Origin of the sequence: Sulfurihydrogenibium yellowstonense SS-5 (assembly GCF_000173615.1) — a bacterium.
Classification (GTDB): Bacteria; Aquificota; Aquificia; order Aquificales; family Hydrogenothermaceae; genus Sulfurihydrogenibium; species Sulfurihydrogenibium yellowstonense.
Genome location: NZ_ABZS01000010.1, coordinates 1 through 15,253 on the forward strand (window position 1 = coordinate 1; position 15,253 = coordinate 15,253).

Annotated in this window: 6 protein-coding genes, 2 tRNA genes, 3 rRNA genes and 2 pseudogenes; 12 read left to right on the forward strand and 1 reads right to left on the reverse strand. The window is 40.5% G+C overall.

The features are described 5' to 3' along the window. The 6 genes and pseudogenes from SULYE_RS00795 to SULYE_RS00825 form a co-directional block, all read left to right on the forward strand. On the forward strand, positions 1-1,075 hold a 1,075-nt coding region (locus SULYE_RS00795; protein ID WP_007545593.1), incomplete at its 5' end, for a TolC family protein. 43 nt (positions 1,076-1,118) lie between these two features. Beyond that, positions 1,119-2,072, forward strand: a complete 954-nt coding sequence (locus SULYE_RS00800; protein ID WP_007545594.1) for an efflux RND transporter periplasmic adaptor subunit — start codon at positions 1,119-1,121, stop codon at positions 2,070-2,072. After that, the gene (locus SULYE_RS00805) at positions 2,069-5,110 is read left to right on the forward strand and encodes an efflux RND transporter permease subunit (protein WP_007545595.1); all 3,042 of its coding nucleotides are present in this window, start codon (positions 2,069-2,071) and stop codon (positions 5,108-5,110) included. The genes SULYE_RS00800 and SULYE_RS00805 overlap by 4 nt, the downstream gene beginning before the upstream one ends. 223 nt (positions 5,111-5,333) lie before the next feature. After that, positions 5,334-6,032 carry an MtnX-like HAD-IB family phosphatase gene (locus SULYE_RS00815; RefSeq protein ID WP_007545596.1) on the forward strand — a complete coding sequence of 233 codons (699 nt, stop codon included), beginning with the start codon at positions 5,334-5,336 and terminating at the stop codon, positions 6,030-6,032. After that, the gene (locus SULYE_RS00820) at positions 5,980-7,341 is read left to right on the forward strand and encodes an aspartate aminotransferase family protein (RefSeq protein ID WP_043989012.1); all 1,362 of its coding nucleotides are present in this window, start codon (positions 5,980-5,982) and stop codon (positions 7,339-7,341) included. The genes SULYE_RS00815 and SULYE_RS00820 overlap by 53 nt, the downstream gene beginning before the upstream one ends. 1 nt (position 7,342) lies before the next feature. Continuing rightward, positions 7,343-8,140 (forward strand): annotated as a pseudogene (locus SULYE_RS00825) (alpha/beta hydrolase). A 161-nt stretch (positions 8,141-8,301) separates the two neighbouring features. Here the strand turns inward: SULYE_RS00825 and SULYE_RS00830 are convergent. Then, the gene (locus SULYE_RS00830) at positions 8,302-9,294 is read right to left on the reverse strand and encodes an IS110 family RNA-guided transposase (protein WP_007545600.1); all 993 of its coding nucleotides are present in this window, start codon (positions 9,292-9,294) and stop codon (positions 8,302-8,304) included. Positions 9,295-9,579: 285 nt separating this feature from the next. Between SULYE_RS00830 and SULYE_RS00835 the strand changes: the two are divergent. From SULYE_RS00835 to rrf, 6 genes and pseudogenes are all read left to right on the forward strand, one after another. Then, a pseudogene (locus tag SULYE_RS00835) lies at positions 9,580-9,972 on the forward strand (transposase); the annotation flags it as partial. A gap of 244 nt (positions 9,973-10,216) precedes the next feature. Further along, positions 10,217-11,741 (forward strand): 16S ribosomal RNA (locus tag SULYE_RS00840). 59 nt (positions 11,742-11,800) lie between these two features. Beyond that, positions 11,801-11,874 (forward strand) — tRNA-Ile (locus SULYE_RS00845). Positions 11,875-11,882: 8 nt separating this feature from the next. Further along, positions 11,883-11,955: transfer RNA gene (locus SULYE_RS00850), tRNA-Ala, on the forward strand. Between the two features lie 194 nt (positions 11,956-12,149). Further along, positions 12,150-15,095, forward strand: a 23S ribosomal RNA gene (locus tag SULYE_RS00855). A 41-nt stretch (positions 15,096-15,136) separates the two neighbouring features. Beyond that, a 5S ribosomal RNA gene (gene rrf, locus SULYE_RS00860) occupies positions 15,137-15,253 on the forward strand. Together the 16S, 23S and 5S rRNA genes with 2 tRNA genes alongside form the textbook arrangement of a ribosomal RNA operon.

Consider the following 15,253-nt stretch of genomic DNA (forward strand, 5'->3'; position numbering starts at 1 on the left):
AGGAGATGAAAATCTTAAAAATAATAAAGAGTATTATCAACTTTTAAACAAAGACCTATACGCTACAAGATTTTTAAAATTAACCGCAGATTTAAACTTCTCTCATTACAACACTCAAGCAATATCTTCCTATAACGTTTCTTCTTTGAAATTTGGCAACGAAATGGATATTTTTGGAAAATCTAAGTACGATGAAGAGATAAACAAAATAGAGATTGAAAAGTCAACAGTCTTGTCTGAAAAAGAAAAAGAAACTTTGTTTAAAAACATCCTTACAGCCTACGCTAATTACAGTATGTACTTTGAGCTTGTAAAACTTCAGGAGGAGAGAATAAAAAACATCAAAGAGAACCTAAGCTTTATAGAAAAAGCAGTAAAAGATGGAAAGCTTCCTGCCATAGAGTATGACAACTGGCAGCTGAAACTTCTAAATGAAGAAGAAAACCTTTTAAAGTATCAAAAAGCTTTGGAAACATACTTGAAAATCTTAAAGATAACTTCAGGTTTAGACCAGATTAAACCTTTGCAAGATTACAGTTTAACAAAAGAAGAGTTAAATCAGATTTACAGTCAGAAAGAGGATTATTTAAAAACCAGTCCAAACGTTAAAGCCATAGATTTAGAAAAAAAGTTAAACGATGCACTTTACAAAAAAGAGAAAAATTATTGGATTCCAAATTTATTATTGTCTTATGAACGACAGATCAACAAAGACCCAACAGGAAACGGAAATCAGAATATATTTACAGTTGGGATTATGTCAAATATTTTCTATGGTGGCTTAAAGTATAAACTACTAAGCCTTTCAGTTAGAGATAGGATATTAAACATTCAAAAATACAGAGAGAGTTTAAATCTAAATCAAAATCTTGAAAGTCTTTATACATCTGTATTTTACGATATAGATAGACTTGAAGCTTACAAAAAGCAGATTCAATCATCTTACGACATATATGAAAAATACCTTAAAGCCTACAAGATGGGCCTGGCTAATTTCGTTGTTTTAGACAAATATTATTACGATTACATAAATGCAACCAACAACTACATCAAACAAAGTACAACGCATACATGAATTTTAAACTTTTAGAGCATCTGATAAAAGGAGATTTATACAGATGAGACTTATATTACTTTTGACTTTTATATCTTTTAGTTTTAAAGTTGCCTTTGGTCAAGATACTTATAAAGTAGTTCCTGCTAAGTCGCAGATGGAAATTCAGGTCTCAGGACAAATAGAATCTGGCAAACAGTGTAGTATAACATCAAAAACTGAAGGATACTTTTATCCTCTTGTTTCAGTTGGTGATAGAGTGAAAATAGGACAGGTTATAGGCAGCTTTAAGAATGAGTTTTTAGATGCAAACTTACAGTCAACAGTCAAAAAAATTCAGATTACCCAAAGCGAGTTAGAGAACTTAACAAAAAAACTTGAAAACTACGAAAAATTGTACAGCTTAGGCTTAGCATCAAAAAACGAAATTTTAGACCTTAAAAACAATATATCATTAAAACAGTCCGAGATTGAATCATTAAAGGCACAGCTTAAAACTTACAATATCCAGAAAAACAACTTTAAACTATCTTCAAATTGTGAAGGCTATATTATTAACATGATACCAGAAGGTCAGTATGCTACTATAGGGACAACCGTCGCAACAGTTTATAATCAAAATTCAAACTTTTTGTATCTGTATGTTCCGGTTGAGTTTTTAAATCTCATAAAGTCTAAAAAAGTCTTAAACGCAAAATTAAACGATGAGACAATCTCTTTGAAAGTAAAAGAAATCATTCCAGTTTCAGAAGGAAACCTTGTAAAAGTTAAAACGTTTTCAGAAAAAGCCTTAGAATTTCCTTTAAACTTTAGACAGAGTATAACGCTATATGTTGATGGTTTATCAGGCTTTAAAATACCTAAGAAGGCTTTAGTTTTAGAGGAAAAAGGATTTTTTGTATATAAGATTTACAACGGTAAAAAGTTTAAGGAAAAAGTTAACATAATCAAAGATGAAGGGGATTTTATTATCGCATCCGGCAATCTTAAAGATGGGGATGAGGTAGAAATTAGATGATTTCTAAGGATTTTTTTATATTTATCATCAAAAGAAAGTTTGCTATTATGCTCATTTTTCTTTTGCTTGCCATCATTGGCTACTATACATCTAACTCTATAACGAAAGATATCTTTCCGAATGTCTATTTTCCAAGGGTTGAGGTTGCAATAGAAAATGGCTACACTCCTACAAAGCAGATGCTGCTTGAAATTACAAAACCTGCGGAGGAATCTCTTAAAACCGTTCAAGGTGTAGAGAAAATAGTTTCAAAGACTTCTATCGGTTCAACAGAGATAAACCTCTACTTTAACTGGTCTACAAATCCATTCACCGCCTATCAGCTTGTTTTAGCAAGAGTAAGTGAGTTAAAAAACGTCTTACCGCCGACGGCAAAGGTTGTTGTAAGACAGGCTACGCCAAGCATGTATCCAATAGGCATTTATGCCATAGGTTCTGACGCTAAATCACAAACACAGCTGACGGACATACTCTATTACAAAATAAAACCTTTAATAATATCCTTGCCAGGCGTTTACGACCTTGAAATAAAAGCTCCACAATGGCAGGAGTTTCATGTAGTAATAGATACAGACAAGCTAAACAGCTACAACATCTCCTTGGATTATTTAAAATCTGTGATTTACGACCAAACCAAGATAGACTTCTTAGGCATAACTGAGATGTTAAACAAACAGTATGTAATAACTCTCTACCAAAAGCCTGACGATGTATATAAACTTTTGGATGTAAAAATACCACTTTCCGGCGGTAGATACATAAATCTATCTGAGGTAGCGACGATTATAAACTCTAAGTATCCGTCAAGGTCTATCTCAGGGTTTTCTCACGCCAAAAATGCGGTTGTCTTTAACATCCTAAGACAGCCGGACGCAGATACAACAACGGTTATACAAAACGTTGACAGTCAAATAGAGAGTATAAATAAATCCTTGGAAAAGGAAGGTATCAGGATATACAAATCATATGACTCTTCAGTATTCATAAAAGAATCAATAAAGAGCGTAAGAGATGCGATAGTTTTAGGAAGCATCATAGCGGTCTTGATTCTGTTTATCTTTTTGAGAAAGTTAAAGCTTTCCTTTGCTACCTTGCTAACCCTTCCGGTGGTATTTTTCATCACAATCATAGGCATTAAAATCTTGGGCTTAGACTTTAATCTGTTCTCTTTGGGCGGCATGGCTGCTGCAATAGGAGGCTTGGTAGACCATCTTATCATCGTCATAGAAAACATAGACAGACACCTAAAAATGGGCAAGGATAAGCTAAACGCCATAATAGACGGTTCGAGAGAGATCCTACCTATCATGACCGCCGCAACTTTAATATCTACCTTAGTCTTCTTACCTCTTCTTTTTGTACCCGGCGTTGTTGGAGTATTTTTAAAACAACTTGGTTTGGTATTAGTTTTGACCTATATCGTTTCACAAATCGCAGCCATATTTTTAGTCCCTATAGTAGCCTACATGCTACTACCAAACAGTTTTAAAAGTCAAGAAGACTTTATATCAAGATTAGAAAAACGTTATGAAACCTTTTTAGAAAGACTATTTAAGTATGATTTTGTATCCCTGCCGCTTATTTTAATTATTGCATTGATAGGATTTTTACTTTTTAGGGTAATTCCTACCACGTTTTTACCTAAATGGGATGAAGGAAGTTTTGTAGTAGACTTTACACTACCAGCAGGAACTCCTTTAGAAGAATCTTATAAAACCGCCATGGAAATGGGAAAGATTTTAAACTCGATACCGGAGGTCAAAAGCTGGACTTTAAGAATAGGTACATCCTTAGGGCACGTTGTAAAACAGCCTAACATCGGCGACTTTTTGGTAGTATTGAATGAAAACAGAACAAGAAGCATTTTTGATATAGAAGACGAGGTCAGAAAAAAGATAGAGGCAAAGTTTAACAACCTTGAAGAGTTTGACCTTCCACAGGTTGTAGAGGATAGATTGGCAGACATACTCGGAGAGGAGGCACCAATATCTGTAATACTCTACGGCTATGACCCTGACAAGCTTGTAAAATACGGATTTAAACTCCGAGACCTGCTAAGAGAAAAGCCTATCCTTACAGAGGTAAATTTAAAAACCGCCTTCACATCAGGAGAGATAAGAATTAGATTAAAAACTGAGGCGCAGAGTATTTACGGCTTGAATCTAAACGACCTTTACCAACAGCTTTACAACGCCTACTGGGGAAATGTGGTAGGAAACATAGTTTACGGCGAGAAAATTATAAATCTTAGATTGATATCCATAGACAGACAGCAATTTTTAAATCCAGAAAATGTTAAGATTTACTCTCCTGCAGTAGGAAGGTTTATACCATTGTCCCAAGTGGCAGGAGTGTCTTACATGACCAACGTTCCAGAAATCACACACTACAATCTATCTCCTGTTGCGGTTATAACTGTAAGATTTAAAGGTAACGATATGTCCAAGGCTGTAAAAGTAGTAAGTCAAACCATCCAAGAAGCAAACCTACCATCAGACATAACCCCCGTCATATCAGGATTTTACAAACAACAGCAGAAGTCTTTCAAAAGTCTAATGCTTGTAATTTTAGCAGCCTTAACTCTTATAGGCATTTTTACCATGATTCTTTTTGTAGATACAAAAATTACTGTCTCTGTCTTACTTGCAGTGATTTTAACATTAACAGGAGTTTTGACAGCTCTTTTTATAACAGGAAAACCCCTTGATATAACCGGACTTATCGGAATGCTAATAGTTTTGAGCATTGTTATAAACAATAACGTTTTAATCTTTGATTTTTACAAAAATGCAGCAGAAGAAAAATTGGAAAAAAGAATCCTGTATGCAACTGCAAGCAGGTTTAGACCAATTACCATGACGATGTTATCAAACGCCTTTGCAATGCTGCCGATTGCCTTAGCCATAGGAAGCGGAACCCAGATACTCCAAGACCTTGCCATAAGCATGATAGGAGGCTTAATTTTTGCCATATTCTTAAACTTACTGATAATACCGATGTTCTTTCACTTTTTATCAAGAATTGTAAGTAAATCGTAGAGGTTTAAATTGTTTACAGTTTATTAAATGCAAAACCTTGAATTTTTAGATAAATTATTTGATTTGCTAAAACTAAATGAACTTTGTGAAAAATTGAGAATTTTATTAAAATTTGAACGATTGATCCTTCGGCTTTGCCTCAGGATGGGAATTAACCAAAAACATAGTTCGGCAGCCGGCAAGGATCTCATAATTTTTAAATTTCTTAAAAAGGAGGTTTTAATTGCTTACATTTTTTTGTGATTTTGACGGGACGATATCAAAACAAGATGTAATAGACACATTATTAGAAAATTACGCATCAAAGCAGTGGCTTGAAATAGAAAAGCTATGGAATGAAGGCAAAATAACAACAAGAGAATGCTTAGACGCCCAAATGACTCTAATAACAATAACAGAAAAAGAGTTAGACGATTTTTTATCAAAGATAGAAATTGACGAAAGTTTTTTGATGTTTGTAGATTTTGTAAAATCAAACTACAACTCAAAAGTTTATATACTTAGCGATGGATTTAAGCTTTTCATTGAAAAAATATTAAAGCCTTATGACATTCTGTCAAAAATAGATGGCATCTATGCAAACGATGTAAAGCTTGTAAATAATAAATTTCAAACTTTCTATAACCATTCGAAGCCTGATTGTCAGCTTGGAGTTTGTAAGTGTTCGTTGGTTAATAGCTTGAAAAACAATAAATCTATCTATATTGGCGATGGTAGGTCTGATTTTTGTGTAAGTCAAACAACAGATTTTGTTTTTGCAAAAGGAAAGCTTTTTGATTTTCTAAAAGAAAATAAATTCGAACACTTTACAAAATTTTCTACCTTTAAAGACGTAATAAATAAAATACCTTACATAAAGGAGATGTTAAATGAAGAAAGAAGAAATTTTGGCAATAGAGCAAGAAGTATGTTCATGGGGTGATACGGTACATTATCTAAATCCTCCAAAAATTTTTAGAGCTTGCGAAGGGTCTTATCTTTATGATGAAGAAAACAAACCATACCTTGACCTTCAAATGTGGTACAGTGCCTGTAATTTTGGATACAAAAACGAGCGTATAAACAATGCCATAAAAGACCAAATGGATAGAATGGGGCAGTTGGCGTCCCAGTTTTTATTTGAAGAAAAAGTCATTCTCTCTAAAAAATTGGTTGATGCTAATCAAAAAAGATTTGGATTGAAGGGAAGAGTTCATTTTAATGTTGGTGGTTCTCAGGCTATAGAAGATAGCTTAAAGCTTGTAAGGAATTATAAAAAGAAAAATCTAAACTTTGCTTTTATGGGTGGATATCACGGAAGAACTCTTGGAGCTACTGCAATTACATCAAGCTATAGATACAGAGAAAGATTTGGACATTTTAGCGATAGAGCGTTATTTATTCCATTTCCATACTGTTTTAGATGTCCTTATGGCAAAAACTTAGACAGTTGCGATTATTACTGTGTAAAAGAATTTGAAAAATTATTTGAATCGGAGTACTACTCTATTTATAATCCAAGAACAAAAGATTGTGAATATGCAGCCTTTTACGTAGAGCCTATACAAGGTACTGGTGGATACGTAAAAGCTCCACCGGAATACTTTAAAAAACTAAAAAAGATACTCGACCAAGCAAACATTTTATTAGTAGATGACGAAATTCAAATGGGATTTTACAGAACTGGCAAACTGTGGAGTATAGAGCATTACGGAGTTAAGCCCGATATCATAGTTTTTGGAAAATCTCTTACAAATGGAATAAATCCTTTATCCGGACTATGGGCAAGAGAAGAGCTTATTAATCCAAGTATATGGCCGCCAGGTTCTACTCATTCTACTTTCTCTTCAAATCCGATAGGTGTAAGAGCCGGCTTAGAAGTTATGAGCATCATAGAAGAAAAAGATTACGAAACCACGGTAGCACAAAAAGGGCAAAAGTTTTTAGAGGGCTTGAAAAAATTAAAGAAAAAGTATAAAAACATTGGAGACGTTGATGGTATTGGATTGGCTCTTAGAATAGAAATATGTGAAGCTGACGGATTTACCCCATCAAAAGCACTTACTGACAAAATATTAGAAGAAGGACTAAAAGGAGACCTTGAATATAAAAATAAACGTTATGGTCTTGTGTTAGACGTTGGCGGTTATTATAAAAACGTATTTACACTTGCACCATCCTTAGAGATTACAGATGAAGAGATAGATATGGCTATATCTTTATTAGACCAACTATTTAGAAGGGTGTTTTAGTTTGGAGTTTTCTATCGTAAACAATAACGAAAAAGCAGTACTGCTACTTCACGGCCTTACAGGAACGCCGTTAGAATTAAGATGGGTAGCAAGGGATTTTTCAAAGGAAAATTATGATGTATACTTTCCGATACTACCCGGTCACTGCTCTTCTTTAGAAGAGATTAAAAATATAAAATGGCAAGACTTGTACAGATTTACAAAAGATTATTATCTTTCATTAAAAGCCAAATATAAGCATGTTTTTGTTGGTGGATTGTGCGTTGGCGGTATGCTATCTTTAATTCTTGCTATGGATTTTCCGGATATTGACGCAGTAGCATCGTGGTCCCCAGCCATGGGAATTGATGGATGGGCGATACCATGGTACAGATTTTTACTGCCTTTTGTGCTGCATTCTCCTTTAAAGCATTTGTATTACTGGAAAGAGTCAGACCCTTATGGTATAAAAAACGAATTTATGAGAAGAAAAATAAGGCAGATGATGGAAAGAGATGAAAATTTTGGAGCTTATGATAAAATACCTGCTACCACAATATTATAACTAAACAGAATGTCAAAATATATCAAACAAAACATCAATCGCTTGACAGCACCTTTAATAATAATTCATTCCAAAGAAGACGACCTTTCTTCTATAAAAGGAGCAAAGTTTATATACGAAAAAGTACCAAGTAAGATAAAAAAATTTGTAGAGCTCACCAACAGCTATCACATAATAACAATGGATAACGAAAGGGATATTGTATCAAAGGAGACTATATTATTTTTTAACAGCCTCTTAAAAGAGAAAAGTTAATGCCTCTATTTCAAAAGGATTAGGAGTGTTCCAAAATTTCTGTAAATTTGCCTTTCCTTGTAATATTGAGAACGAAGTCCGAAGTATCTCTCTTTTAATTTTTAACATGAAAAGATAAAGCATGAGATTCTTCACTTTGCTCAGATGTTCTATGTTAAATGTCAAGTACACAAATTTTCATCAAATGGTCTTCTGTTTTTTAATACACCATATGCCTGCCTTAATAGATTATGTGCTACAGCCACTAATGCTAACTTTTTAGCCTTACCTTTACTTACTAATCTTTCATATAATTCTTTGCAGTATTTGTTAAACCTTATTGCCGATAGTGCTGCCATGTATAATATCTTTCTTGCATATGGATTTCCCATCTTTTTTATTGAACCGCTTTTCTTTACGCTCGTTCCACTTTCATATGGGCTTGGATTTAAACCAGCATAGCTGGCTGCTTCTTTTACACTCTTGAATCTTTTAAATCCTCCAAACATTGCTATTACCACTCCTATAACCCTATCACTTACACCAGGTATGCTTTTTAAAAGCTTGTATTCCTCTTGAAAATTCTTTTTAGACAATTCTTTTATTTCTTTCTCAAGTTCTTTTATGTTTTTTTCTATTTTTCTGATTAGCTCATCATAATATTCCAAGTTCTCTTTCAATTTTTTGATTGGTATTGGTACATGACTTAAAGATTCTCTTTGATTTCTTAGCTTTGTAAGCTGATGCTGTAGGTCTTCTAATATCTTTAGTTTTACTTCTATTTCTTTTTCTACATCTGGTTTTGGTTTATAAAGCTCTCCATCGAAAAACGTTCTTCCATACTGTGCAATAAAGTATGAATCAGTCTTATCTGTTTTGACTCTTGTCATTTTAGCTTCCATAAACTTCTTTATTGAAAATGGATTTATCACTGCTACTTTATAGCCATTTTCATACAGATAATTAGCAAGCTTTAAATGATAAACTCCTGTATGCTCCATTATGATAAGCATATCTGACTGCTTAAACTTCTTAAGATAAGGCTTTATTTTCTTTTCAAACTCAACCGGGTCTGATTTAACTTCAAAGGTTTCTTTCTTGTTATCATACAAAACTGTAGCAGTGAATGAGTTTTTAGATACATCAACTCCAACGACGATTTTGTAGTTGTTCATAAGATTACCTCCTTTCATAAAATACTTGACATGAGAGAAACTTCCTGATAACCTATCATCGTAATCAATACAGGCTTAAAAGCCTAATGTTCTGATTCAGGTTTTAGGAAGTAGAGGAAGGACAGTCTACAAACATTCTGAGCGGTCTTAAAAGACCAATGACAAAGACTTGATCTGTCCTTCCTTTTTTCTCCCATGTCTGTAATTATTATAAAGCTTATTCTCTTAAAGTTTAAAAATTTTTGGTATATTTAATATACGATGACGATTTGGATTTTTGGAACAGACTCAGCATTAATTTTAGGATGTGAAACAGGTAAAGCCTATGCAAGTGAAATAAAGATGCTGAATCAGATATTAAACAAAGTAGATTTTATCAAAAGACTACCTTTTATAGCTGATAAAGGTTATGATTCAATAAACGTAATACAAAAAATCTTAGACATTGGACTTATTCCTGCTATAAAGATGAAGGAAACTTTTAGAGTAAAAATAAAACATCCATTGAGACAGTTATCAAAGAATATGGCTAAGAAGTTAGCTATTGCTTGGGCTATTCTTTGGAATTTCTACATGATTTTAATTTATGTATTTTTGTTTATCCTGTTAGTCTTAATTTTTAGAATAAGTTTTTTTGATTTTTGCAAGCAGTCTCACACCCCCTTGACAAACAAATAAAAGTGTATATAATAGTTATTCCACTTTTGAAAAACGAATAAGAAAAAGAAAAAACTCTTGACAATTAAAGGAAAGAGGGATATAATAGGTATTCTCAAAATTTAAAAGTGAGAATAAGTCAAAAAATCAGCTTGACAAAAGAAATCAAAAGTGATATAATTTTTGTCTGCTAAAAATCGACTGAGATAAAGGACCTTGGCAAATGAATAAGGAAGCTAAGAGATGAGCGAGGTCTCCAAAGATTTTTTTGGAGAGTTTGATCCTGGCTCAGCGCGAACGTTGGCGGCGTGCCTAACACATGCAAGTCGTGGGGCAGCAGGCTACTACCTTCGGGTAGTAGTGCTGGCGACCGGCAAACGGGTGAGTAACACGTAGCTTACCTACCCATAGGTTGGGGATAACATTCCGAAAGGGGTGCTAATACCCAATAATGAGGAGACTCCAAAGCCCTTATGGGCGCCTATGGATGGGGCTGCGTCCCATCAGCTAGTTGGTGAGGTAATGGCTCACCAAGGCTACGACGGGTAACCGGTCTGAGAGGATGACCGGTCACAGTGGGACTGAGACACGGCCCGCACCCCTACGGGGGGCAGCAGTGGGGAATATTGGGCAATGGCCGAAAGGCTGACCCAGCAACGCCGCGTGGTGGATGAAGCCCTTCGGGGTGTAAACACCTTTTCTGGGGGAAGATAATGACGGTACCCCAGGAATAAGGGACGGCTAACTACGTGCCAGCAGCCGCGGTAATACGTAGGTCCCGAACGTTGCGCGAATTTACTGGGCGTAAAGGGTCCGTAGGCGGTTTAGCAAGTGGTTGGTGAAATTTCACGGCTCAACCGTGAAACTGCCTTCCAAACTGCTAAACTTGAGGCAGGGAGAGGTCGGCGGAATTCCCGGTGTAGCGGTGAAATGCGTAGATATCGGGAGGAACACCAGTGGCGAAGGCGGCCGACTGGAACTGTCCTGACGCTGAGGGACGAAAGCTAGGGGAGCAAACCGGATTAGATACCCGGGTAGTCCTAGCCGTAAACGATGGATGCTAGATGTGGGCTACGAAAGTAGTCCGTGCCGTAAGCTAACGCGTTAAGCATCCCGCCTGGGGAGTACGGCCGCAAGGTTGAAACTCAAAGGAATTGACGGGGACCCGCACAACCGGTGGAGCGTCTGGTTTAATTCGATGCTAACCGAAAAACCTCACCAGGGTTTGACATGCGGTGTGTCGGGTATGAAAGTACCCTAGGCTATGATTATTCATAGCCGCGCCGCACAGGTGGTGCATGGTCGTCGTCAGCTCGTGTCGTGAGATGTTGGGTTAAGTCCCGCAACGAGCGCAACCCTTGTCCTGTGTTACCAGCGGGTAATGCCGGGTACTCACAGGAGACTGCCGGCGATAAGCCGGAGGAAGGAGGGGATGACGTCAGATCAGTATGCCCTTTATGCCCTGGGCTACACAGGCGCTACAGTGGCAGGGACAATGGGCTGCAACGCCGTAAGGCGGAGCTAATCCCCTAAACCCTGTCGTGGTGCAGATTGAGGGTTGCAACTCACCCTCATGAAGGCGGAATCGGTAGTAATGGCGAATCAGCAATGTCGCCGTGAATACGTTCCCGGGTCTTGTACACACCGCCCGTCACGCCATGGGAGTCGGGTTCATCGGAAGTCCCCGAGCTAACCTGCAAAGGAGGCAGGGGCCGATGATGGGCCTGATGACTGGGGCGAAGTCGTAACAAGGTAGCCCTAGGGGAACCTGGGGCTGGATCACCTCCTTTATAGGGATATCCTATACAAAAAACAGCTCATCTTCTTAGCTTCCTTCCTAATTTGCTAAGGGCCTTTAGCTCAGGCGGTTAGAGCGTACCCCTGATAAGGGTAAGGTCAGTGGTTCGAGTCCACTAAGGCCCATAGAAAATGGGGACGTAGCTCAGTTGGGAGAGCATCTGCTTTGCACGCAGAGGGTCAGGGGTTCAAGTCCCCTCGTCTCCATAGCGGTAAAGGAAAAGGAAAATAGGAAATAGTAAAAGTAAAAATTGGTAAAAGTAAAGAAAAAAGAAAAGAGTATAAGTTAAGTAAGTAGGCAAAAAGTAAAAGAGTAAGAAGTAATAATATAAGTAAGAGTAAAGTAGTAAAAAAGGTACCTTGGCAATTGAATAGGTTAGTAGGCTGTAGGTAGTAGATAAGGCCAAGCTGCTAAGGGTCCATGGTGGATGCCTAAGGCAGTCAGAAGGGATGAAGGGCGTGGCAAGCTGCGATAAGCCTCGGGGAGCCGCAAGCAGGCATTGATCCGAGGATTCCCGAATGGGGAAACCCGGCTGGTTAATAGCCAGTCATCCGCGTCAGCGGAGCCGAACTCGGCGAAGTAAAACCTTTTAGTAGCCGGAGGAAAAGAAACCGCAATGGGATTCCCTAAGTAGCGGCGAGCGAACGGGGAAGAGCCTAAACCAGTGTGGTGCCATGGTGGTAGCCTTAGCCACACTGGGGTAGTGGGATAGCCGGCGCAGACAGCTACCACTGTCTGGGGAAGTTACAAAACTGTCAGTTAGCAGAAGTAGCTGGAACGCTACGCCATAGAGGGTGAAAGCCCCGTATGCAAAAACTGACAGTCTTCCTAGCTGCTAATCCCGAGTACCACTGCCCCCGTGAAAGGTAGTGGGAATCAGCCCAGACCACTGGGTAAGGCTAAATATTCCTGACTGACCGATAGCGCAACAGTACCGCGAGGGAAAGGTGAAAAGAACCCCTGCAAGGGGAGTGAAAGAGAACCTGAAACCATGGATCTACAAGCCAGTGGAAGGACTATTAAAAAGTCCGACTGCGTGCCTCTTGGAAAATGAGCCAGGGAGTTGTGGTATGCGGCAAGCTTAAGCCGATAGGCGAAGGCGTAGGGAAACCAAGTCCGAATTAGGGCGCTATTAGTCGCATGCTGCAGACGCGAAGCGGAACGATCTATCCATGCCCAAGGTGAAGGACGGGTAACACCGTCTGGAGGCCTGAACCAGTCGGTGCTGCAACACAGTTGGATGAGGTGTGGATAGGGGTGAAAAGCCAATCGCGTTCCGTGATAGCTCGTTCTCCCCGAAATGCATCGACGTGCAGCGTCAAGCGTTTCCCCCGGGAGGTAGAGATACTGATTGGGCTAGGGCCCCGAAAGGGGTACCGAACCCAACCAAACTCCGAATGCCCGGGAGGATAGCTTGGCAGTGAGACTACGGGGGATCAGCTCCGTAGTCGAGAGGGAAACAACCCAGACCGCCAGCTAAGGTCCCAAAGTGCATGCTAAGTGGAGAAGGATGTAAAGCCTCGAAGACAGCGAGGAGGTTGGCTTAGAGGCAGCCATCCTTTAAAGAGTGCGTAACAGCTCACTCGTCGAGAGGCTTTGCGCCGAAAATTTAACGGGGCTAAGCATGCCACCGAAGCTGCGGGCTTGCTTTAACAGCAAGCGGTAGGGGAGCGTTCCCTGCGGGCTGAAGTCTCACCGTAAGGAGGGATGGACTGCAGGGAAGTGAGAATCCTGGTATGAGTAGCAGCCAAAGACAGGTGAGAAACCTGTCCGCCGGAACTCCAAGGGTTCCAATCCAATGTAAATCAGGATTGGGTTAGTCGGTACCCTAAGGTGAGGGCGAAAGCAGTAGCCGATGGGAAGCAGGTTAATATTCCTGCACCAGCTGTCTGGAGACCAAGGCACGACGCAGGAGGATAGCACCAGGGGAGATTTGGATCGCTCCCTTTAAGCGTCCGAGGGCGAGGAATAGGCAAATCCGTTCCTCATACAAGCCCAAGGCGTGATGAGGAGGCTAAGCCTCGTGCTTAGCCAACTGGTGTGACTTCAGACTGCCAAGAAATAGTGTCGTGGTCGTCGAAGGATGGCTGACCGTACCGGAAACCGACACAGGTGGAGTGGGTTAGCAGCCTAAGGCGCTTCGGGGTAACTCTCCTCAAGGAACTCGGCAAACTGACCCCGTACCTTCGGAATAAGGGGTGCCCACCGCAAGGTGGGTCGCAGAAACCAGGTCCAGGCGACTGTTTACCAAAAACACAGCACTGCGCAAACTCGAAAGAGGACGTATGCAGTGTGAAACCTGCCCAGTGCCCGTAGGTTAAGGGGAGGGGTGATAAGCCCCAAACCGAAGCCCGGGTAAACGGCGGCCGTAACTATAACGGTCCTAAGGTAGCGAAATTCCTTGTCGGGTAAGTTCCGACCTGCATGAATGGTCCAACGATCTGGACGCTGTCTCGAGGAGAGTCCCGGTGAAATTGTAGTGCCGGTCAAGATTCCGGCTACCTGCGGCAGGACGGAAAGACCCTGTGAAGCTTTACTGTACCCTGGCACTGTTTGCCTGCGCATCCTGCGCAGGATAGGTGGGAGCCTAAGAAGTGCCCCTTTCGGGGGGCATGGAGGCGCCGGTGAGATACCACCCTGGATGTGTGGGTAAACTAACCTAGCCGTGTTACCCACGGCAGGGACAATGTCAGGCGGGCAGTTTGACTGGGGCGGTCGCCTCCTAAAGGGTAACGGAGGCGCCCAAAGGTACCCTCAGGTGGGTCGGAAATCCACCGTTAGAGTGCAAAGGCATAAGGGTGCCTGACTGCGAGACTGACAAGTCGAGCAGACGCGAAAGCGGGGCTTAGTGACCCGCATGTTCCGAGTGGAAGGGCATGCGATCAGCGGATAAAAGCTACTCCGGGGATAACAGGCTAATCCCGCCCAAGAGCCCACATCGACGGCGGGGTTTGGCACCTCGATGTCGGCTCGTCGCATCCTGGGGCTGAAGTAGGTCCCAAGGGTTGGGCTGTTCGCCCATTAAAGCGGCACGCGAGCTGGGTTCAGAACGTCGTGAGACAGTTCGGTCCCTATCCGCCGCAGGCGCAGGATACTTGAGAGGAGCCATCCTTAGTACGAGAGGACCGGGATGGGGCAGGCTCTGGTGTACCAGTTGTTCCCCAAGAGCAGCGCTGGGTAGCCATCCTGCTACGGGATAAGCGCTGAAAGCATCTAAGCGTGAAGCCCACCTCAAGATAAGGTATCCCTGAAGGGCCGTGGGAGACTACCACGTTGATAGGCTGCAGGTGGAAGCTCGGTAACGGGTGGAGCCAAGCAGTACTAATCGCCCGTTTGGCTTGGCCTTTTACTACTTACAGTCCTACTAACCTACTGGGTTGCCAAATCCCTGGTGTCCATAGCGGTGGGGAAACACCCGGCTTCCATTCCGAACCCGGCAGTTAAGCCCACCAGCGCCCATGATACTGGCCGGGAGACCGGTCGGGAAAGTAGTCGACGCCGGGT

Coding starts and splice junctions, on each gene's coding strand:
- SULYE_RS00830 (WP_007545600.1), bottom strand. CDS start 9,294: ATGAACAACTACAAAATCGTCGTTGGAGTTGATGTATCTAAAAACTCA.
- SULYE_RS00820 (WP_043989012.1), top strand. CDS start 5,980: ATGAAGAAAGAAGAAATTTTGGCAATAGAGCAAGAAGTATGTTCATGG.
- SULYE_RS00800 (WP_007545594.1), top strand. CDS start 1,119: ATGAGACTTATATTACTTTTGACTTTTATATCTTTTAGTTTTAAAGTT.
- SULYE_RS00805 (WP_007545595.1), top strand. CDS start 2,069: ATGATTTCTAAGGATTTTTTTATATTTATCATCAAAAGAAAGTTTGCT.